We start from the raw sequence: 21,324 nt of genomic DNA, 5'->3' as shown, positions 1-21,324 counted from the left end.
CGACACCGAAACCGAAACGATGCCCTGACAATGCGGGCGCTTTGCGGTACCAAGGTGTCACGCCAGCGGATGGCGTGCGAATCGCGCGCGCCTGTCGACCTGCCGAGCACGCTACGCCGCGCTGGCGGTGCCAAGCGCACGATCCAGTTTGCGGTAGCCGATCGCTTCGGTGAGATGGGGTGTGGCGATGTCTGGGCTGTCGTCGAGATCGGCGATGGTGCGCGCAACGCGCAGGATGCGATGCATCGAGCGTGCGGACAGCTGCAGGTGTTCGATGGCGCGCTCCAGCAGCACCTGATCGTCGTGTTGCAGGCGGCAATGGCGGTCGGTGTCGGCCTGGTCCAGTTGCGCATTGGGCAGCGCACCGCGTGCAAGCTGTCGCTGTCGCGCGGCGACCACGCGGGCACGCACGCTGGCGCTGTCTTCACCGAGGTTGCCGCTGCGCAGCGCCTGCGGAGGGAGGCGCGGCACTTCGACATGCAGATCGATACGGTCCAGCAACGGGCCGGAGATGCGGCTGCGGTAGCGACGGATGCTGTCGCTGCTGCAGCGGCAGCGCCCGCTGCCATCGCCTGCCCAGCCGCACGGGCACGGATTCATGGCGGCGACCAATTGAAAGCGCGCCGGAAAATCCACGCTGCGTGCCGCGCGCGCGATCGTGACCACGCCCGACTCCAAGGGCTCGCGCAACACTTCCAGGGTTTGCCGTTGCCACTCGGGCAATTCGTCCAGGAACAGCACGCCGTTGTGAGACAGCGAGATCTCGCCGGGGCGCGGGTGCGTGCCGCCGCCGACCAGGGCCACTGCGCTGGCGGTGTGGTGCGGGGCGCGGTAGGGGCGTTGCCGCCAGCGGGCCAGATCCAGCCCACGGCCGCTGATCGAGGTGATCGCAGCGGTTTCCAGTGCTTCTGCTTCGCTGGCTTCGGGCAATAGACCGGGCAGGCGCGAGGCCAGCAGGGTCTTGCCGCAGCCAGGGCTGCCGACCAGCAACAGGTGGTGCCCACCGGCAGCGGCGATCTCCAGCGCGCGGCGGGCGTGCGGTTGCCCGCGCACGTCGGCCATGTCGGGCAGGGCGCGGGCGCCGAGCGCCTGCACTGCCAGCTCGGCGGCGGGCGCTTTCTGGCTGCCGTTGAGCGTCGCGCAGACATCCAGCAGGGTACGCGCGGTGAAGGCTTCGACGTGTCCGGCGATGGCCGCTTCGGCACCGTTGGCGAGCGGGACGATCAGCCGTCGTCCGGCCTGCGCGGCCGCCAGCGCCGCGGGCAGCACGCCGTCGACGCCGCGCAGCTCCCCGGTCAGCGCAAGCTCGCCGAGGAATTCGTAATCGGCCAGGGCCTGGCGGTCGATCTGCCCGCTGGCAGCCAGGATACCGAGGGCGATCGGCAGATCGAACCGGCCGCCTTCTTTCGGTAAATCGGCCGGTGCCAGGTTGATGGTGATGCGCCGGGCGGGAAATTCGAACTGTGCGCACAGCAGGGCGGCACGCACGCGTTCGCGCGATTCGCGCACTGCCGCTTCGGGCAGGCCCACGATCTGGGTGGAAGGAAGACCGCCGGAGAGATGCACTTCCACCCGAACCTCAGGCGCATGCACTCCCACGCGGGCACGGCTGTGCACCAGCGCCAGACTCATGGTGGTGGCCTTCGCTCAGGGGATGGTGGGCGGTGCAGCGGGTGGCGTGCCGGGCGCGCGCGCCTCCAGTGCGGCGACGGTCTGCTCCAGCGCGTCGAGTTTTTCGCGGGTGCGCAGCAAGACCGCGCGCTGCACGTCGAACTCTTCGCGGGTGACCAGGTCCAGCTTGCCCAGGCCGGCCTGCAGCGCGCCCTTGAAGGTGCTTTGCAGTTCTTCGCGCGATTGGCGCAGGCCCGGCGGCACCAGGTCGCTGAGGCGGCGGGCGAGGTCGTCGAGCTGGTTGAAATCGATCATGGTGTTCTCCGCAGGTCCGTAGGAAGCCTAGTGCAGGCCGGGACACGCGGGACATCGGCAAGGCAGTCGGCAGGCGGTAAGGATAGTCCCATTCGGCTGTCGTCCGCGGTGATGGCGGCGCGCGGTTGGATGAGTGTTGCGCCCGTCCACGGTATGCTGCGCGGCCGTCATGCCCTGGGACCTGCACCGATGAAAATGATCATGGCCATCGTCAAACCGTTCAAGCTCGACGATGTGCGCGAAGCGCTCGCCGGCTGCGGGGTGGCGGGCATCACGGTGACCGAGGTCAAGGGCTTCGGCCGGCAGAAAGGCCATACCGAGCTCTATCGCGGCGCCGAATATGTGGTCGATTTCCTGCCCAAGGTGAAGATCGAAGTGGCGGTGACCGACGACCAGGCCGAGCGTGTGGTCGAGGCGATCGTCGCGGCGGCCGGTACCGGCAAGATCGGCGACGGCAAGGTGTTCGTGTACGACCTGGGCACGGTGGTACGCATCCGTACCGGCGAGCTGGATAGCGACGCGCTGTAGGTTCGCAACGCGGCGCCCGCTGCTTGCCGGATGTGCGGTGGGTGGTGAGGGGTTTGCTGCCCTCTGCCGGCGCAACGACGATGCCCGGGCCACGTATTGCTGATCCAGCACCGCAGCTAGTGGCGCTGGATCAGGCGCATTGCAGGCATTGCACGGCTCACAGGAACCCGACCGCCCAAGCCCTGCGGCGCGCCACCTGCGCTGACTGCGTCGGCTGTGGCGCGCATCACCGCGGCTGATGCACGGCTGGGTGCATCCGCGCCAGGCCGCTCTCAGGCGCAAACGCCCCACTTTTCATACCATTTCAATACCGCCATGTATCGCTGCCGCACCTTTCTGGATTGCGATCCAGAAACAGGCTGAAGTCACCGCGCGGCAGCCTAGCGCTGGCCAGGATGGAAATCCCGGCCGCGCTTGTCGCCGCCGCCCGACTTGCCTACTCTAGGGCGTAATACCATTCCAATACCGGAGTTCGAGATGAAGCCACGCAACAGTACGCCGGGCGTGCGCCTGCTTTCGGTATTGGTGGCGTTGGGCCTGGCTGCTCCGGCGTTGGCACAGGCCGTGACCGAACCGGTCACCCAGCCGGCGATCTATCCGACGCCGGTCTCGATCACGCTGGATGGCGCAACCGTGACCTTGGGCCGCTCGGTGGTGCTGGTGGTCGCCCCTGGCGCGGACAAGGCCACGGTGGCGCTGGTGCGCCGCATTCTCGACAGCGCCGGCGTCACCAAGATTGCGACCGCCACACGCCTGCCTGCCGCGCTGGACCGCCCGCACATCGTGCTCGGCACCGGCGATGCGGCAGTGGTGCGCGATGCGCTGACGCGCAGCAAGGCGACCCAGGACACCCATAAGGAAGGCTACACGTTGGCCAGCGTTGCGCTCGATCGCGGCAGCCTGATCACGCTGGCCGGCCACGACGACGATGGCCTGTTCCATGCGGCGCAGACGCTGCGGCAGCTGGTCGAGCGGCCGGCCATCCCGACGTTGACGATCCAGGATTACCCGGCCATGCCGATCCGCGGCACCATCGAAGGCTTCTACGGCGCGCCGTGGTCGATGAGCGATCGCAGCAAGCACATCGATTTCCTCGCCCGCACCAAGGCCAACACCTTCATCTATAGCCCCAAGGACGACCCTTACGCGCGCGATCGCTGGCGCGAGCCGTACCCGAGGGCGACCTTGAAGGCGCTTGGCCAGCTGGCCGCTACCGCCAAGCGCAATCACGTCGATTTCGTCTATGCGATTTCGCCTGGCCCCACCGTGTGCTTCTCCGATCCGGCCGATGCCAAGGCCTTGTTGCGCAAGTTCGATGCGTTCCGTGCGCTGGGCGTGCGCAGCTTCTACGTGGCGCTGGACGATATCGAATACACCAAGTGGAATTGCGAACGCGACAAGACCACCTTTGGCGAGTCCGGCGCGCAGGCGGCCGGTATCGCGCAGTCGCATCTGCTCAATCTGGTGCAGGCCGATCTGGTCGCGCGCCACGATGCGGCCGCTGAACTCATCATGGTGCCGACCGAGTACTACGACGCCAAAGAGAGTCCGTACAAGGAAGCCTTGCGCAAGCATCTTGATCCGAAGATCGTGGTGCAGTGGACCGGCACCGATGTGGTGCCGCCGGCCATTTCCATCCCCGATGCGCGTGCGGCCACCAAGGCGTTCGGTCGCAAGACGCTGTTGTGGGACAACTACCCGGTCAACGATTTCGAAACGTCGGCCGGGCGCCTGCTGATGGCGCCGTATGCGCGGCGCGAGGCGGGTCTGTCGGCCGAGTTGTCGGGCATCGTCTCCAACCCGATGAACCAGGAAGCGCCCAGCCGCGTCGCGGTGATGGGTGTGACCGCGTTCGCCTGGAACGACAAAGACTACGACGCGCAACGCACCTGGCATGCGGCGGCGCGCGATCTGGCCGGCGGCGATGCGCGCGTGGCTGCGGCCTTGCTGACCTTCTTCGACACCCAGCATCTGGCGCCAACCTTTGGCAGCCAGCCGTGGCAGGAACAGGCTCCACGCTTGAAGGCCGTGCTCGATCATGTGCGCGAGGCAATCGCGCTTGGCGATGCGGCAACGCGCACGCAGGCGATTGCCGAACTGGCACGCGCTGCCGACGAACTGGCTGCGGCACCGCAGATCATCCGCGACGGCGTCGCCGACAAGGGCTTTGCCGAGCAATCGCGTCCCTGGCTGGAGGCAATGGAGGATTGGGGCCAGGCCCTGCAGAAGACGGCAGCCGGGCTGGATGCGGCAAATCGCGGCCACACGCAGGCGCCGGCCTTGTTTGCCGAGGCGGCTGCGATCGCCGCCGTCGCAAGCCAGATCCCAACGATTCCCGGCGCCACGCGCTTCGGCGGCCCGGTCAAGCTCGCTGACGGCGTGCTCGACCGCTTCATCGCGCAAGCGCCGCGCTTGATCGCCTATCGCGTGCCGGCGGTTGCCGACTCGGCAGCAGCAAAGTGATGGGGGAGTGCAATAACACAGCGACGCGCATCGGGAATTGCTCGCGTCGCTGTGCCTGCAAATGCGGGAGCGCCATTGCCACTGCATCGCAGCACCCGGCATGGCGCGCTGGAAGGACGTCTGTGCTGCAGATCAAACCGAAGACATCAGCGCAGTAGCTGGGCGTAACGGTGTGCCCAGTCGCCGTGAGCCAGCAGCGCTGATCACGCCTTGCCTTTCAAACGCCGATATAGCCGCTTCCAGCCGCTGCGAATCGCCTGCACCCAGCGCGGTTCGGCACTGCGGGCCGATTCGTCGGCAGTCGGTGCGATGCCGGCAAGGCGCTGGCGCATTTTCTGAAAATTGGCCACGTCGCTGCGCTGCAGCTGACGCGCCAGCGTGCCGCGCCGCAGCCAGCGCGGAAATCGCCACGCGGAGGTGAAATCGATCAGCACCGGCACGCCGGCACTGACCACCACATTGGTGCCGTGCAGATCGTTATGGGTGATGCCGAACGCATGCAGCCTGCGCAGCGCCTGCTGCAATTGCTGGAAGACCTCCTGGCCCACGACGGTGCTGGCGCTGAGCGTGTCGCCTGGAATGAATTCCATGCCCAGCGCCAGCCCGCCCAGCGTGCCGAGCAAGGCCGGTGCATGCCGCCAACCCTGCAACTGCCGCAGCATCCTGGCCTCGTGGCGCACCATGAGCCGGGCGATCGGCGACAACAGCGTGCGGCGATAGCGGCCGTAGTCCTTGACCACTGCCGGTTGCCCGTTCACATGGGTGCGGTAGACGTCCGGCTCGAGCAGCCGGGTGCCTTGCTTGAGCAGAACGGGAGTGACGAGGTGCAGGCTGGACACGTCCAGCGGCTGGTAGTGCATGGCAGTTCTCCAGACCTTGGCGGCGCGGAGCTGTCACGCGTTGCGCAGGTTCACGGTGATCGCGAGGATCGGTCTGCCCAATTTTAGAACTTGTGAGTATGGAAATTATATTTATTTAACAAATGAAATGTTCCGGGAGTGGAACAGCTTTTGGAATCAGGTGTTTGGCGGACCCCATCAGAATCGGCATGTGCCAGCGAATGCATGCAGACCTGCCACTCCAGGCCATGGTGTCGTCCCGCCAGCGTTGCGTCCTCCCTCAAGACAGGCACTGTTAGCGCAACCCGGCGTGCGGTAGCGGTCACGCCGCTTCTTGACAGCGATTGAGACTCCAGACACTGTGCCGGCTGCGGTCAGGGGGCTGCAGCACGCGTTAACACGGGCACGCTCTTCGAGCGTCGCCTGCATCGATGTCGTACGACATCCAGGTGATGCCGGGTGCGCCTCCGAATGCGACCGCAACTGCGCCACTTCCAGACGCCGTCAGGTGCCACCTGCGTGCGCAAGGATGCGGAAACGATGGAGTACGACTCATTGGGGATGCAATGAAAAGGACCGCAACAGTGCTGTTGGCTTGCACGGCGTTCGGCGTCACGGCTCAGGCCTCGGCGCAGTCGTTGTCGCGCGGCTGGGACAGCTACCGTCAACAGCAAAAGCAGCAGACCGGCACCCAGGGCGCCACCGCGCCTGCAGCGCCATCCTCGCGCCCGGCGCAAGCGGGCGTTGGCGGAGCGCCGGCCGCTGTCGGTGGAAGCGGCAGCCAACCTGGTGCGTCCGGCGGGTTCACTACGGTGACCGAGCAGACTGAGGCGGTGGCAGTTCAGCCTGCCGCTGCTTACCCTGCAGCGCCTGTCCCCGCAGCGCGCTACACACGGGTGGAGGAATCGCGCATTGAAAGGGGCGCGTTCATCGGCGTGCAGCGTGGTCGAGGTGAGGTTTTCAGTGGCTATAAGCAAGACATGCTTGGCCTCAGCGCCGGCTATCGCTGGCGTGCTGGCTCGGTCACGTTGATCGGACTTGAGGGATCGATTGGACGCCTGGAACGCGGCGATACAACCGACGATGTCTTTATCCCCGCAGTGAAGTTTGGCGGCATCGGGGGTACGGCACGTTTCAATTTTGGTGACACTCCGCTGTTCGCGGTAGTCCGCCTCGGCTCATGGTATGCCGAGGTCGCAGACATGAGCGACGAAATCTTTGGTGGTTACGCAAGCCTCGGCCTGGGCGTCGATATCGGCAAGCATGCGAGCGTGAGCGCGATGTACACCAACTACGTCTACGCCAATGACTACTACGACTATGCTCAAGACACCACCATCAACCGTGCAGAGGTACTGAACGCAGTAGTGGAAGTCCGCTTTTAACTAGCGATGTCGAAGGGCGGGCAGCAGCGCTCACCCTTCCCCGTCACGCGGCATGCAGCGCGATGCCGCGGACGGCAATCCATTTGAAGCTGCACCGCAAACGGTCATCGGCATTGCACAGCCATCCATGCGGCTTGCTGTAGTGTCTTGGTCAACGCACTGATTCAGCCATGGGCGAGGGCAGATGGACGCATTGGCGCAGTTCTTGACAGACGAACAGGACCCGGTGGCGGTGGGCAAGATCCTGCCCAAGATCACCGAGTTGCTGACCCGCGACGAGCAGGTCGAGTACATCGCCGTGCAGAAGAAGATGGTGATGAACCTGTCGCCGGATGCGGTGGTGCTGACCAACCGTCGCTTCATCGTGGTCTACCCAAAGCTGCTCGGCATGACCTTCCGCGATTTCCCCTGGCGCGAGGTGCTCGATGTGCACATGAGCGAACAGATGCTCGGAGCCACCATCATGTGCCGCACCACGCAGGGCGCCTACGCATCCATCGACAGCCTGCCCAAGAAACAGGCGCGACGCGTGTACGCCTATGCGCAGCAGGTGGAAGAATCCGCCTACGAACAGCGCCAGCAGCTGGAGATCGACAAGTTGCGCGCGGCGGCCGGTGGCGTGGTGGTGCATGCGCCTGGTGCGCATGGCGCAGCAGTGCCCTTGCAAGCCAGTGCCGTTCCTGCAATCGACGATCCGGTGCAGGTGCTGAGCAAGCTCAAGCAATTGCTGGATGCGGGGCTGATCACGCAGGACGAATTCGACGCCAAGAAGACAGAGGTGCTGGCGCGCTTATAGCGTGCGCAGGACATCCGCGCATCGGGCGGCTTCAACTACGTCGGCCCATGGATCGCAGTGACGCAGCAACTGACGCGTCCATTGCACGGCGGCGCTGTCGGTGGATCGCCGCGCCAGGAGGCTGCTGGCCGCGCACTGGCCTCACGCTCCAGCAGCGCCGCGCGACCACGGCAGCCTGATCGGTGCGAATGCATCAGCCCGCGCGCTGTAAGCACGCAGGCCATGTCACGCGAAAAAAACTAGCAAACCGGCCGGGCTTATCGCCAAGCGGACGCGGCCGGCTGCCGTAACCCGCCACGTCCATCCGAGCGCCGCGATTCAACGAATGTCGTCTGCGCTTTTTGCCGGCGATGCTCGGCCAACCGCGATTACTCGCCCAGCGCCTTGGCCACGAACGGCGGGGCAACCAGCACGCCGGTGTGCAAGTGGGCGGTGTAGTACAAGGTGTCGAAGCCCTTGGCCTGCGCGTCCGCTTGGCGGAAGGCGAAATCGGCGTTGGCCTGCTTGCTGGCCATGGTCACGCTCCACCAGCCGGTGGGGTAGCACGGCTGCGGGAACGGCAGGGTCTTGAACGACTGGAAGCCGGCCTTGCCCATTTCGGTGCGCATTTCGTTGATCAGGTCCAGCAGCGCCAGCGGCGATTCGGACTGCTGCACCAGGATGCCGTCGTCCTTCAAGGCCTTGAAGCAGCTTTCGTAGAAGGCCTTGTTGAACAGGCCCTCGGCCGGGCCGACCGGGTCGGTGGAATCGACGATCACGATGTCCACGCTGCCGGCCGGGCAATTGGCCATATAGGCCACGCCGTCGTCGAACAGCAGTTCGGCGCGCGTGTCGTGGTTGGCATCGCACAGCTCGGGGAAATACTTCTCCGACATGCGGGTGACCTGCTCATCGATATCGCATTGGGTGGCGCTTTCCACGCCCGGGTGCTTGAGCACCTCGCGCAGCGTGCCGCAGTCGCCGCCGCCGATGATCACCACGCGCTTGGGCGCAGGGTGGGTGAACAGCGCCGGGTGGCTGATCATCTCGTGGTAGAAGAAATTGTCGCGGCTGGTGAGCATCACCGCGCCGTCGATCAGCATCAGCTTGCCCCAATCGGTGGTCTGGTAGATCTCGATCTTCTGGAACGGGGACTGCACCTCGTCCAGCTTGCCGCTGACGCGGAAGCCGATCGCCGAGCCGGTCGGCTGGAAGTGTTCGATGTACCAGTTGTCGTTGGTGCTCATGCGGACGTCCTAATCGAAAAGAAGCGGGCAGTTCCTTCTCCCGGCGGGAGAAGGTGGCGCAAAGCGCCGGATGAGGGTTGGACGCAGCCCCGTGCAGTCAAACTGCGCGGCGGCTGACCCTTGCTCGGCCCCGCTCCAACCAGGAGAGGGGCGTGAAGTCGGCGCGGATTGTAACGGACCCTGCGCATGCCAGGCGTTACACTTCACGCCCTTTTTTATTCCAGCCGAGACAGCGAAATGAGCGATTGGTCCCTCGACCAAGCCCGCAAGACCTATTCGATCCCGCATTGGGCCGACGGGTATTTCGATGTGAACGCTGCCGGACACGTGGTGGTCACCCCGACCGCCGATGGCCCGGCGGTGTCGCTGCCCGAGGTGGTGGATGCCGCGCGCGCAGCCGGTGCCAAGCTGCCGCTACTGGTGCGCTTCCCGGACATCCTGGGCCAGCGCCTGGGCAAGCTGCAGGCAGCGTTTGCGCAGGCGCAGTCGGAGTGGGATTACGCCGGCGGCTATACGGCGGTGTATCCGATCAAGGTCAACCAGCATCGTGGCGTGGCCGGCACCCTGGCCGGTCACCACGGTGAGGGCTTCGGGCTGGAAGCGGGCAGCAAGCCCGAGCTGATGGCGGTGCTGGCGCTGTCGCGTCCGGGCGGGCTGATCGTGTGCAACGGCTACAAGGACCGCGAATACATCCGCCTGGCGCTGATCGGCCGCAAACTCGGCCTGCAGACCTTCATCGTCATCGAAAAGCCCTCCGAACTGACCCTGGTGCTGGAAGAAGCACGCGCGCTGGACGTCAAGCCCGGCCTGGGCGTGCGCATGCGCCTGGCCTCGCTGGGCGCGGGCAAGTGGCAGAACAGCGGTGGCGACAAGGCCAAGTTCGGTCTCTCGCCGCGCCAGGTGCTGGACCTGTGGAAGACGCTGCGCGACACCGAGTACGCCGACAGCCTGAACCTGCTGCATTTCCATATGGGCTCGCAGATTTCCAACGTGCGCGACATCGCCAACGGCATGCGCGAGGCCACGCGCTATTTCGTAGAGCTCTCGCGCCTGGGCGCAAAGATCAGCCATGTGGACGTGGGCGGCGGCCTGGGCATCGATTACGAAGGCACGCGCTCGCGCAGCTATTGCTCGATCAACTACGGCCTGCACTCGTATGCCAGCAACATCGTGCAGCCGTTGGCCAGCGCCTGCGAAGAGCATGGCCTGGCTCCGCCGCGCATCGTCACCGAGTGCGGGCGCGCAATGACGGCGCACCATGCGGTGCTGATCGCCAATGTGTCGGAAGTGGAGCAGGCGCCTGAAGGCCGCGTGCCGGATGCGCACGACGATGAGCCGGCCGCGATCCGCCACCTGCGCGAGATCCATGACGAGCTCGATGTGCGCCCGGCAGTGGAGCTGTTCCAGGAAGCCCAGCATTTCCATGCCGAAGGTTTGAGCGCGTATGCGCTGGGCCAGATCGACCTGCCGCAGCGCGCGCGCATCGACGATCTGTTCTACGCCATCGCACATGGCGTGCGCGCACGCCTGAGCTTCGATGAGAAGAGCCATCGCCCGGTGCTGGATGAGCTCAACGAGCGGCTTGTGGACAAGTACTTCGTCAACTTCAGCGTGTTCGAATCGATCCCGGACGTGTGGGCGATCGATCAGGTGTTCCCGATCGTGCCGATCGAGCGCTTGAACGAAGCGCCGCAGCGGCGCGGCATCATCGCCGACATGACCTGCGATTCCGACGGCATGGTCAAGACCTATGTCGAGAACGAAAGCCTGGACAGCTCGCTGCCGCTGCATGGTTTGAATGCCGGCGAGAGCTATCGCATCGGTTTCTTCCTGGTGGGCGCCTACCAGGAAATCCTGGGTGATATCCATAACCTATTCGGCGATACCGATGCGGTGGAAGTCGTGGTGAATCGCGATGGCTATCGCATCGCACAGCAGCGCCGCGGCGATACCACCGACGTGATGCTGGACTACGTGGGCTATCAGCTGGACACGCTGCGTGCCACCTATGCCGAGCGCATTGCTGCCGCAAATCTGTCGCCCGAGCGGGCGCAGGAACTCGGCGCTGCGTTGGAAGCGGGGCTGACCGGCTACACCTATCTGTCCGACGAGCCGCTGAGCTGATCCGCAGTGCGCTGCGGCTGGGCCGCAGCGCTGGCTGTGCGCGACATGGCCCATCTTGCACGCGCTCCTGCCGCGAGCGCCGCTTGCAGCAGCAGGGACATCACCGGCATGGACGCTGCAGGTTCTGCAACACGTCGATGCGCCATCGCGCCGACGTCGGGTGCGATCTCGCACTTCAAGTCGACCTGCTTCGTCGCATCGAGCAAGAGCGCCTGCGCTTACCTTGCGCGACGCCGTCGATCGGTTCGACTCACGCTTTTCGCGCGTTTGTGCTGCATGCCGATGACAATCAGGCGACCATCGCGTGATCGTGCGCTTGTCGAGGCAGACGCGTTGAACGCGTCTTTTTTCTCCTGAAGTGATTTGCCGAATACCCTAATTCCGGCAACGCTGATTTGGAATTGGTCTTATTCAATGCGGCTTTTTATCTGCCGTGGTGCGCGCATATTCGCCTTGAAGCCCATGCGTATCGTCGGCCATGCCCTACGCCGGATGCGGCGCGGAAATTGATCGGATGTATGCATGCAGAACACTAGTTCAAATCACACTTCAGTGAAAAAATTTTAGGTATCACGCGATTTCCGTGATTTTTTGCACGGTTTCGGCCCCGCGCGAATTGTTAGTGTTCGTTTAACTTGTCGGGATACAAGTGCTTCAACGAGTCACCCGCACACCGGGGTTCGATTGTGCGAGTCGCTGTGCTGTGCGTCTTCATCATGCGTTTCCATCGCGTATTACCGGCAATTGTCGGTGGTCGGCGGTGTTTCTTACCCCTCGTTTTCTTAGGCCAGGTGCTGATTCGGCGTCCATCGACCGTATGACGGTTGAGGGGTGTCGACGGACTGCGCGCCACACCAGAAGGATGCACGCAATGCACGCTGACGCCTCTCCCGTTTTTCCCCTGACCAAGGCGCAACGTGGCCTTTGGGTGGCCAACAAGTTGCATACCGACAACACCTTGATGTTGGCCGAAGTATTGGAAATGTTCGGCCCGCTCAATCCCCAGGTGCTGATCCGCGCCAGCATGCAGCTGACGCACGAGTTCGATACGCTGCGCCTGTGTATCGTCGAGCGCGAGGGCGTGCCTTCGCAGGTGGTCTTGCCCGCGTACAACGGCACGATTCCATACTTCGACGTCAGCTCAGATCCTGCTCCGCGTAATGCTGCCGAACATTGGATCGACGAAGAAATCCGCAAGCCGGAAGACCTGCAGAACGGGCCGCTATGGCATTGCGCGGTGTTCCGTCTTGGCGAGGATCATCATTTGTGGGTGCAATGCGTGAGTCATCTGGTGATGGACGGCTATTGCGCGTCGATCATGATGCAGCGCATGGCCGTGCTCTATAACGCCTACCTGGCCGACGTGGAGCCTGCGCCTGCGCAGTACGGCAGTGCACTGTCGCTGCTCGAAATGGAACAGCACTATCGCAACTCCGATCGGTTCCAGCGCGATCGCGAGTACTGGATGCAGCAGTTGGCCGATCTGCCGCCGCCGGCGACGCTGGCGCGGCCGGGCAATCAGCTGTCCACCGGGTTGTTGCGCGGCACCGGGCAGTTCTCGCCGCAGCAGGTGGTGCGTCTGCGCGCGCTGGGCAAGGAGTACGGCGCCAGCCTGCCGCAGATGCTGATTTCGCTGATTGCCGCGTACTACTACCGCTGCACCGGTGCCGAGGATCTGGTGCTGGCGATGCCGGTGACCGGCCGCATCAATGCGCGCTACCGGCAAACCGCAGGCCTGGTGGCCAACGTGATTTCGCTGCGCCTGAAGATGGACCCGCAGCAGCCCATCCATACCTTGTTCGCGCAGGTGTCGTCGGTGGTTCGGCATGCATTGCGCCATCAGCAATATCGCTTCGAGGACGTGCGCCGCGATCTGGGCATGTTCGGGATGGAGCAGAAGTTCGCACGCCTGGCGGTGAACATCGAGGCCTTCGACTACACCTTGCGCTTCGGCGAGGCGTACGCGGTGCCGCATAACCTTTCCAACGGCCCGGCCGATGACCTCACCATCTTCTGCTACGAACGCGGCGATGGGGCAGCGCTGCGTTTCGATCTGGATGCCAACCCGGCGCTGTACGACAGCGAGGAGCTGGCCGAACACTGCCGTCGTCTGACCCATCTGGCCGACGCGGTATTGGCCGATCCGGAATGCGAGCTTGGCCAGGTCGATGTGCTCGGCGATAGCGAGCGCCGGCGTTTGCTGCATACATGGAACAACACCGCAGCGCCGCTGCCGGAACCGGCCACGCTGTTGCACGGCATGCTGCAACGCGCCGAGTTGATGCCTGCGGCCGTGGTTGCGCAATACGACAACCGCACGCTCGACTACGCCACGCTGTGCGAGCTTGCCTCGCGCATCGCTGCGCAATGGGTGGCCGATGGCGTGCGCCCTGGCGATGTGGTCGCGGTGGCGTTGCCGCGCAGCGAACAATTGCTGGTGGCGTTGCTGGCGGTGATGTGGAGCGGGGCTGCGTATCTGCCGCTGGATCCGGAGAGCCCGGCTGCACGCAACCGCCAGATGCTCAACGATTCCGGTGCCATTGGCCTGGTCTGCGAGCCAGCGCTGTGCGAGCGCTATCTGCTCGGTGGCATGGTCTGGCTGGATCCGCGCCCGGCCGTGTTGCCGGAGGCAATCGCACCGCTGGCGACGCCCGACGGCACCGCGTACGTGCTGTACACCTCCGGCTCCACCGGTGCGCCCAAGGGCGTGGAGATCAGCCATCGCAACCTGTTCAATTTCCTGCATGCGATGGAGCACGAGCTGGCATTGCGCCCGCGCGACCGTGTGCTGGCCGTCACCACCATCACCTTCGATATCGCCGGGCTGGAGTTGTACCTGCCGTTGCTGGTGGGGGCGCGCGTGGTCATTGCACCGGCCGGTATCAGCCACGACCCGCGCGGCCTGTCGCGGTTGATCGCCGACGAACACATCAGCGTGGTGCAGGCCACGCCATCGCTGTGGCGCATCCTGCTGGCCAATGAGGATCTGGTGCTGGATCGCATCCATGCGTTGATCGGCGGCGAGGCGTTGGTGCCGGAACTGGCCACCCAACTGCTCAGCCGGGTGGGGCGCCTGACCCAGTTGTACGGGCCTACCGAAACCACGATCTGGTCGACCATCATGCCGTTGCAGTTGACCGATGCCGCCGCACCGCCGATCGGCAGGCCGCTGCTCAATACGCGCGTCTATGTGCTGGATGCGCAGCGGCAACCGCTGCCGACCGGTGCGATCGGCGAGCTGTATATCGGTGGCGCAGGCGTGGCCAAGGGCTATCGCGGCAAGCGCCAGCTGACCAGCGAGCGCTTCATGCGCGACCCGTTCGCCGACGACGGCAGCAGCATGTACCGCACCGGCGACCGCGTGCGTCAACGCAGCGATGGCCTGCTGGAATTCATCGGGCGCGCCGATGCGCAGCTGAAGATCCGCGGACATCGAGTGGAGCCGGCCGAAATCGAAAGCGCACTGCTGTTGCATTCGCAGGTGGCGCAGGCGGTGGTGGTGGGCCACGGCGATGGCGAGCATGCCTTGCAACTGCTGGCCTATGTGGTGGGCAAGCACGGCAATGCGCCGTCGATCGAGTTGTTGCGCGCGCATCTGCAGCAGCGCCTGCCGGCATCGATGATTCCTACCCTGTGGGTGCCGCTGGAGGCGTTGCCGCTGACCCCCAACGGCAAGCTGGACCGGCGTGCGTTGCCGGCGCCTGGCGCATTGCCGCAACGCGCGCACCTGGCGCCGCGCGATGCGCTCGAACGCCAGCTGGCAACGATGCTGCAGGAGGTGCTGGGCATCGAAGTGGTGGGCGTGGACGACAATTTCTTCGAGCTTGGCGGCGATTCGCTGCGTGCGGCGGAAATGGCCGCGCGTTTCCCGCAGATGTTCGGGGTGGAACTGCCGCTGGGCACGTTGTTCCATGCGCCGACGATCGCCGGCCTGGCCGAGGTGATCAAGCGCAGCGCACACACGCCCAACGACCCGTTGAGCGTGCTGCTGCCGCTGCGTGCAGGCACCGCCGGCAGCACGCCGTTGTTCTGCATCCATCCGGTCATCGGTCTGGGCTGGTCGTATCTCACCTTGCTGGGTCAGCTGGATCCGCAGTGGCCGGTGTATGCGCTGCAATCGCCGGGCTTGAGCGACCCGCAGCACCGTCCGGAGAGCATCGAGGCGATCGCGCGCGATTACCTGGCGCGTCTGCGCAGCGTGCAGCCGAGGGGGCCGTACCGTCTGCTGGGCTGGTCGCTGGGCGGTTTGATCGCGCACGCCATCACCGCCGAATTGCATGCACTGGGCGAAGAGGTCGAGGTGTTGGCCATGCTCGACAGTTACCCGCATCTGGAACAGGCCGCAGCGTTGTCGGAATCGGAGAACGTGCGCGCCTCGGTGCACGCGTTGGCCTTGCATCTGGCGCCGGGCCAGTCGATGCCGACCACGGTCGCCGAGCTGGCGAGCCTGTTGTGCGATCACTACGGGCTGAACGAATTGCCTGCGGTGCGCCAGTTGCTGGAGCAACGTCCCACCTTGCTGGACGATCTGGGCGCCCTCACCCAGCATCACCTGCAGCTGGCGCGGCGTCATCGGCCCAGGCAGCTGGACCAGGATGTGGTCTTTGTCGAAGCGAGCGTGCGCATGAGCTCCGGCGGCGACGATGCGCTGTGGGTGGATTACCGTCCCCAGGCGTGGCACCCGTACGTGCGCAACCTGCAGCTGCACGTTCTGGACAGCGACCACCATTCAATGCTCTCGCCGACGCATGCGGCCACGCTCAGCACCTTGCTGCACGCGGCCACCGCAGAGGCCACCCGGGCTGTGCGGCCGGTGGGACAGGCCGGCCGTGGCGCGGTCGCCGGCGACGGAGTGACCGAATATGCCTGAGTCCAGCGCCGATCCGTCACGCCAGCGCCCGGTGGTGATCGCCACCCTTGGCACGCATGGGGACGTGCGCCCGATCATTGCGCTGGCCCTTGGCCTGCAGCGGCGCGGTTATCCGGCGCGGGTGCTGACCAGTTCCAACTTCGAGTCGTTGATCCGTGCGCACGGCCTGGAATTCTTCCCGCTCAGCGGCGATCTCCAGCAACTGTTGCACGACCATCCGGACGTTGCCGAGATGCGCGGTGCCCCTGGCATCTTGCGCAAGAAGTTGCTGGAGTGGGCGCGCGATTGGCCCGCGCAGGGCCGCGCGGCGTGTGCCGATGCCGGCTTGATCCTGGGCGTGGGCAGTGCCAGTTTCCTCGTCCATAGCCTGGGCGAGGCGTATGGCGTGCCGGTGGCGTTTGCGCAGTTGCAGCCGCTCACCGAGTCGCGCCACCTGCCGTTGATGCTGATGCCCAACCTGCGTCTGCCGGGACGTGTCAACGTGGCATTGCATCGCCTGATGCGCTTTGTCGGCTGGCAGCTGATGCGGCCGGCCTTCAACGATATCGTGCGTCCGGCGTTGGGGCTGCCGGGATATCCGTGGAGCGGTCCGGATCGCAGCGCACTACGCGTGATCTACGGCTATAGCGCGCACGTGTGTCCGCGCCCGCCGGACTGGCCGGAGAGCGCGCAGGTGTGCGGCTTCTGGCAGCTGCCGCCGTCGCAGTGGCAACCGCCGGCCGCGCTGCAGGCGTTTTTGCAGGCCGGGCCGCCGCCGCTGTATATCGGCTTCGGCAGCATGACCAGCAGCGCGGTCGCGCAGCTCACTGCCACGGTCAAGGCAGCGGTGCGACTGACCGGGCAGCGCGCGTTGCTGGCCAGCGGCTGGGGCGGTCTGGGGGCCGGGGACGCCGCTGTCGCCGATGATGCCGAGCGCTTCTTCCATCTGGAACAGGCACCGCACGATTGGCTGTTCCCGCGCGTGGCGGTGGCCGTGCATCACGGTGGCGCCGGCACCAGCGGTGCCGCGTTGGCGGCGGGCATTCCCTCGGTGGTGCTGCCCTTTGGCTACGACCAGTCGTTCTGGGCCCATTGCCTGGCCCAGCGCGGCGTTGCGCCGCCAGCGCTGGCGCGTGCCGGGCTGCAGCCCGAAGCCCTGGCCGCTGCCATCCGGCAGGCGGGCACGCCGGCCATGCGTGCGGCTGCGCGCGCACTCGGTCAACGGATCGGCCAGGAAGACGGCGTCCGCAATGCGGTCGATCAGCTGGAAGCCTGGCAATTGCTTGAACCCGCGGCAGTGACGCCTGCGGCGGCCGTACGGACCACACAGCACGCCATCGCATAAGCATGGCGATGCTGCGCATCCGCCGCAGCGCTGATGCGCGCACTGCGGCGCGGTGGAAGCAGTGCGTGGTTGGCGGCGACGCCCTGCGCGCTGCCTGCATGCGGCACAATCGGGCTCCCTCGGTTGATCTGGCCCGCATGCGCTATCCCGCTTTGGACCTGTTGCGTGGCATCGCTATCGTCTGGGTGATGCTGTTCCATTCGTTCGTGGTCGGCGGGTTGGGTCCGGACTGGGAATGGCTGTCGCGCTACGGCTGGATGGGGGTGGACCTGTTCTTCGTGCTGAGCGGCTTTTTGATCGGCACCCAGGTGCTGACCCCGCTGTCGCGCGGCAAGCCACTGGACTTCGCCGATTTCTACCTGCGCCGCGCATTCCGCATCCTGCCGGCGTTTTTGGTGGTGTTGGCGATCTACATGGCATGGCCGGGTTTTCGCGAATCGCCCGGGCTGGCGCCATGGTGGATGTTCCTCACCTTCACCTTGAATCTGTTCGTCGATTACGCCGAGCAGGCGGCGTTCTCGCACGCATGGTCGCTCTGTGTGGAAGAGCATTTCTATCTGGTGTTTCCGTTGCTGGCCACGTTGTTGTTGTTGCGGCGTCCATCGGCGGCACGCGTGGTCGCGGTGTGCGTGGCGGTGGTGGTCGCCGGCATCGCGTTGCGCACTAGCGTGTGGCTGCACAACACGGCGCTGGATCAGATCGGCAGCGGCCAGCAGCGCAACTGGTTTGTCGAAGATCTCTATTACCCCACCTGGAACCGGCTGGACGGTTTGCTGGCCGGTGTCGTGCTGGCAATGACGAAGGTCTTCCGCCCCCGCACATGGCAATGGCTGCAGCAGCGCGGCAACACCTGGGCGCTGGCCGGTGTGGCCATGCTGGCACTGGCGATGTGGTTGTTCCGCGAGCGCACCGGTTTGATCGGCAACGCGGTGGGCTGGCCGGTGCTTTCGCTGGGGCTGGCCTTGCTGGTATTGGCAGGCACCGCGACCGACAGCGCACTGGGCCGGCTACGCGTGCCGGGTGCCGCCTGGTTGGCCGCCATTTCCTACAGCGTGTATCTGACCCACAAGGCGATGTTCCATGTGACCCAGGGCTGGCTCGGCGCCACGCTGGACGGCCGTGGTGTCCTGGCCTTTGCAGTGTATGGCGTGGTGGCGCTGGCGGCGGGTGCGCTGCTGCATTACGTGGTGGAACGTCCGTTCCTGCAGCTGCGCGGCGCGTTGCTGCGGCGGCGCGCAGCCGTGCGCCGCGATGCCGAACTTGCGTGATGCGATGGTTGCGGAGAACGGCGAGCGTGCACGGGTGGCGGCGTGGCGGCCGCCGCTGCAGCACCTGGTGTCGGGCAACCGGTCTGCGCAGTTGCTGCGACCATGCAGCGCTGATGTAACGAAAAGCCGCGCAGTACGCGGCTTTTCGATGCTTCGTTCGATGCTCGGTAGGGCTTGCGCGGCGCAGCGGGGGGTGCGGCTGGCGCACTGCACGCTCACCGCCTAAGCCCTTGCTTCGGTGCACGCCTCACTGCGCGTCGCGGGCCACCTGGAACCCCGCAAAAGACTGCGTCACCGGCATGATTTCCAGGCGGTTGATGTTCAAATGCGCCGGCAGGCTGGCGACATAGAAGATCTGTTCGGCGATGTCTTCGGCCGTCATCGGGGTGGCGCCACGGTACAGCGTGTCGGACGCGGCCTGGTTGCCGCCGGTGCGCACCAGGGTGAATTCGGTCTCGGCCATGCCCGGTTCGATCGAGGTCACGCGCACGCCGGTGCCGTGCAGGTCAGAGCGCAGGCCCAGCGAAAACTGCTGCACGAAGGCCTTGGTACCGCCGTAGACGTTGCCGCCGGTGTATGGGTAGGTTGCCGCCACCGAGGCGATATTGATGATGGCGCCGCGGCGCGCAATCAACGCCGGCAGCAGGCGGTGGGTGAGGGTGACCAGGGCGGTGACATTGGTGTCGATCATCTGCTGCCACTGCGCCAGGTCGGCCTGCTGCGCCGGCGCGGTGCCCAGCGCCAGGCCGGCGTTGTTGACCAGTACGTCGATGTCGGCGAAGGCCGGCGGCAGCGCGTCGATCGCATCCGACAAGGCGTGTGCATCGCGCATGTCGAACGCGGCGGTGTGGACCTGCCCGGCCGGCAGATCAGCGGCCAGCGCCTGCAGGCGTTCGGCGCGCCGGCCGGTGGCGATGACCTTCCAGCCGGCTGCAGCGAAGCGGCGCACGGCGGCGCTGCCGAATCCGGAGGTGGCACCAGTGATCAGGACGGTCTTGGACATGGGGAACTCCAGGGGGACAGGGGGCGGGAACCAGATTCAGTGAGCAGGCCGCGGCTTCGCCGTTGCCGCATGCCGCGCACGCAGCCGCTCTTCGGTCAGGGTCTGGCGTGCGACGACCTGGCCACGCCGCAGCTGCAGCACCACGTACGGGGCCGGTGCGTGCGCAGCGCTCGTCGCGGTGGCGGGCAGCGCGACGAGCAATTCGCCATCCACCCAGACGGCGGGCACGGGCGCTGCCTGGCCGGGGAACAGCACATCCAGCGGCAGCGTGGGCGGCGCGTCGTTACAGGCGCCCAGGACCACGCGGTCGAGCACCAGCTGTTGCCCGTCCAGGCGCCAGTGGGCGCGGTAGCCGCGCCAGTTGGCGCTGCAGCTGCCCAGCGCGCTGCCTGCGTGCGCCACAAAACGCTTCCAGGTGGCTGGGTCGTCCAGTGGGCCGGACAAGGGTTCGGCCAGCAGCGTCGCCTGCTGGCCGTCGATCTGGATCAGGTCGGGAAGTTGAGCGGTGGCCTGCGCCGGGCCGGCCCACGCCAGCACGCCCAGCAACACGCCAGCGCTACGTCGCAACACGGGCGTTTACTGCGCCTTGATCGCGATGGCGGACAGGCCACTGCCGGTGAGCTTCTGCTTGGCCTCGGCAAGCTCGCTGGCACTGCCATAGGGCCCCATGCGCACGCGGTAGACCGTCTTGCCGCTGATGTCGGCCGATTCCACGCGTGCGGCCAGGCCCATCATCGCCAGCTTGGCCTTGGTGGATTCGGCATCGCCGGAGGCGCCGAACGAGCCGGCCTGCAGGATGTAGCGGGTGTTGTCGGCGACCGCCGGCGCTGCAGCCGCGGGCGCTGTTGCAGCGGCGGCGGTTGCAGCGGGCTTGGGCGCGGCAGCGGCCGGTGTGGTGAGTGCGGCGGTGCTGGCCGGAGCCGGCGTGGCGGCCGGGCGTGCCGGTGCGGTTTCCGGCAGCGGCTTGGGTGCGCTGGCGGCGGTTTCCTTCAACGGCGTCGGGACGCTGGCCGCCGGTGTGGCGGCTGCCACGCTGGCGCCGGGTGCGGGGGGCACGGGTTTGCCTTCCAGCGCCGCACGCGCACGCGCGGCCTCTTCGGCGCGCGCGCTGGCCGCCAGTTCGGCATCGGACATCTGCACTTCCTTGCCGGGCAGCAAGGTGTAGAAGTCGTACTGGGTCTGCGCATCGCCGGGTTTGGCCTGCGGCTTGGGCGGCTGCGCGCTGGGCTTGGGCAGTTCGGCCGGCGTGTCCACGTCGGCATCGGCCACCGGCTCGGGCTGCGCATCCGGATTGGCACGCGGGCCCACGCGCAGGAAACCGTCGCCGTCCTTCTTGAACAGGTTGGGTGCGGCCAGGAAGATCACTGCCGCAATCGCGGCGCCAGCCACCAGCCACACCCAACCGGGGGTGCCATTGCTGGTGTTGCGCCGGGCCTGACTCTTACCGCGTCGTGCTGCCATCTACCACTTCTCCGAATCGTGTCGTTGCGGGCCCGCTGGCCCGGCTTGCTGTGGCAATGCGCGCCGCTGCGCTGATTGCCCGGTGGCGCCATCGGCGCCCGAGGTGGCAGG

The 21,324-nt window shown here is 66.0% G+C and carries 16 protein-coding genes; 9 read left to right on the top strand and 7 right to left on the bottom strand.

Going from position 1 to position 21,324, the window contains the following annotated elements; genetic code table 11:
- Positions 1-111: 111 nt before the first annotated feature.
- Both ACCQ07_RS19085 and ubiK read right to left on the bottom strand, forming a co-directional pair.
- A complete protein-coding gene (locus tag ACCQ07_RS19085) occupies positions 112-1,632 on the bottom strand; it encodes a YifB family Mg chelatase-like AAA ATPase (protein ID WP_008574838.1) in 1,521 nt (506 codons plus the stop codon).
- Positions 1,633-1,647: 15 nt separating this feature from the next.
- Positions 1,648-1,926: a ubiquinone biosynthesis accessory factor UbiK gene (gene ubiK, locus ACCQ07_RS19080; protein WP_008574840.1), complete on the bottom strand. Its 279-nt coding sequence runs from the start codon at positions 1,924-1,926 to the stop codon at positions 1,648-1,650.
- A gap of 153 nt (positions 1,927-2,079) precedes the next feature.
- On the opposite strand from ubiK, the gene ACCQ07_RS19075 reads away from it, so the two are divergent.
- Complete coding sequence (locus tag ACCQ07_RS19075; RefSeq protein WP_008574841.1) at positions 2,080-2,454, top strand: P-II family nitrogen regulator; 375 nt, start codon at positions 2,080-2,082, stop codon at positions 2,452-2,454.
- Positions 2,455-2,931: 477 nt separating this feature from the next.
- Complete coding sequence (locus ACCQ07_RS19070; RefSeq protein ID WP_008574843.1) at positions 2,932-4,917, top strand: glycoside hydrolase family 84 protein; 1,986 nt, start codon at positions 2,932-2,934, stop codon at positions 4,915-4,917.
- Positions 4,918-5,120: 203 nt separating this feature from the next.
- Here ACCQ07_RS19070 and ACCQ07_RS19065 read toward each other — a convergent pair whose 3' ends face one another.
- A complete protein-coding gene (locus ACCQ07_RS19065; protein ID WP_014091297.1) occupies positions 5,121-5,777 on the bottom strand; it encodes an RIO1 family regulatory kinase/ATPase domain-containing protein in 657 nt (218 codons plus the stop codon).
- 545 nt (positions 5,778-6,322) lie between these two features.
- On the opposite strand from ACCQ07_RS19065, the gene ACCQ07_RS19060 reads away from it, so the two are divergent.
- Both ACCQ07_RS19060 and ACCQ07_RS19055 read left to right on the top strand, forming a co-directional pair.
- Complete coding sequence (locus tag ACCQ07_RS19060; RefSeq protein WP_041469861.1) at positions 6,323-7,141, top strand: hypothetical protein; 819 nt, start codon at positions 6,323-6,325, stop codon at positions 7,139-7,141.
- 184 nt (positions 7,142-7,325) lie between these two features.
- Positions 7,326-7,937 carry a PH domain-containing protein gene (locus ACCQ07_RS19055; RefSeq protein ID WP_104613791.1) on the top strand — a complete coding sequence of 204 codons (612 nt, stop codon included), beginning with the start codon at positions 7,326-7,328 and terminating at the stop codon, positions 7,935-7,937.
- 368 nt (positions 7,938-8,305) lie between these two features.
- On the opposite strand, the gene speE is transcribed toward ACCQ07_RS19055, so the two are convergent.
- Entirely contained in the window at positions 8,306-9,163 is an 858-nt protein-coding gene (gene speE, locus ACCQ07_RS19050) for a polyamine aminopropyltransferase (RefSeq protein WP_029820829.1), read from the bottom strand.
- 237 nt (positions 9,164-9,400) lie between these two features.
- Here speE and speA point away from each other — a divergent pair, with 237 nt between their 5' ends.
- The 5 genes from speA to ACCQ07_RS19025 all read left to right on the top strand — a co-directional run bounded on the left by speA (position 9,401) and on the right by ACCQ07_RS19025 (position 18,749).
- On the top strand, positions 9,401-11,287 hold the full coding sequence (gene speA / locus ACCQ07_RS19045) for an arginine decarboxylase (RefSeq protein WP_218502886.1): 1,887 nt from the start codon (positions 9,401-9,403) through the stop codon (positions 11,285-11,287).
- Between the two features lie 137 nt (positions 11,288-11,424).
- Positions 11,425-11,595 carry a hypothetical protein gene (locus ACCQ07_RS19040; protein ID WP_008574856.1) on the top strand — a complete coding sequence of 57 codons (171 nt, stop codon included), beginning with the start codon at positions 11,425-11,427 and terminating at the stop codon, positions 11,593-11,595.
- Between the two features lie 620 nt (positions 11,596-12,215).
- Positions 12,216-16,157 carry a non-ribosomal peptide synthetase gene (locus ACCQ07_RS19035; RefSeq protein WP_372364168.1) on the top strand — a complete coding sequence of 1,314 codons (3,942 nt, stop codon included), beginning with the start codon at positions 12,216-12,218 and terminating at the stop codon, positions 16,155-16,157.
- Entirely contained in the window at positions 16,150-17,481 is a 1,332-nt protein-coding gene (locus tag ACCQ07_RS19030) for a glycosyltransferase (protein WP_372363548.1), read from the top strand. Before ACCQ07_RS19035 ends, ACCQ07_RS19030 begins: the two co-directional genes overlap by 8 nt.
- Before the next feature lie 137 nt (positions 17,482-17,618).
- Positions 17,619-18,749, top strand: a complete 1,131-nt coding sequence (locus tag ACCQ07_RS19025; protein WP_372164517.1) for an acyltransferase family protein — start codon at positions 17,619-17,621, stop codon at positions 18,747-18,749.
- A gap of 247 nt (positions 18,750-18,996) precedes the next feature.
- On the opposite strand, the gene ACCQ07_RS19020 is transcribed toward ACCQ07_RS19025, so the two are convergent.
- From ACCQ07_RS19020 to ACCQ07_RS19010, 3 genes are read right to left on the bottom strand one after another with little or no spacing between them, the layout of a single operon-like run.
- Positions 18,997-19,752, bottom strand: coding sequence for an SDR family NAD(P)-dependent oxidoreductase (locus ACCQ07_RS19020; RefSeq protein WP_008572040.1), 756 nt, complete (start codon positions 19,750-19,752; stop codon positions 18,997-18,999).
- A 36-nt stretch (positions 19,753-19,788) separates the two neighbouring features.
- Positions 19,789-20,322: a hypothetical protein gene (locus tag ACCQ07_RS19015; RefSeq protein WP_071118585.1), complete on the bottom strand. Its 534-nt coding sequence runs from the start codon at positions 20,320-20,322 to the stop codon at positions 19,789-19,791.
- A 6-nt stretch (positions 20,323-20,328) separates the two neighbouring features.
- Entirely contained in the window at positions 20,329-21,213 is an 885-nt protein-coding gene (locus ACCQ07_RS19010; protein WP_011348859.1) for an SPOR domain-containing protein, read from the bottom strand.
- Positions 21,214-21,324 lie beyond the last annotated feature (111 nt).

This window comes from Xanthomonas sp. NCPPB 3583 (assembly GCF_041475715.2).
Lineage (GTDB): Bacteria > Pseudomonadota > Gammaproteobacteria > Xanthomonadales > Xanthomonadaceae > Xanthomonas > Xanthomonas euvesicatoria.
Note: the sequence above shows the minus strand (reverse complement) of the source record. Positions and strands in the feature narration are given on the sequence as shown.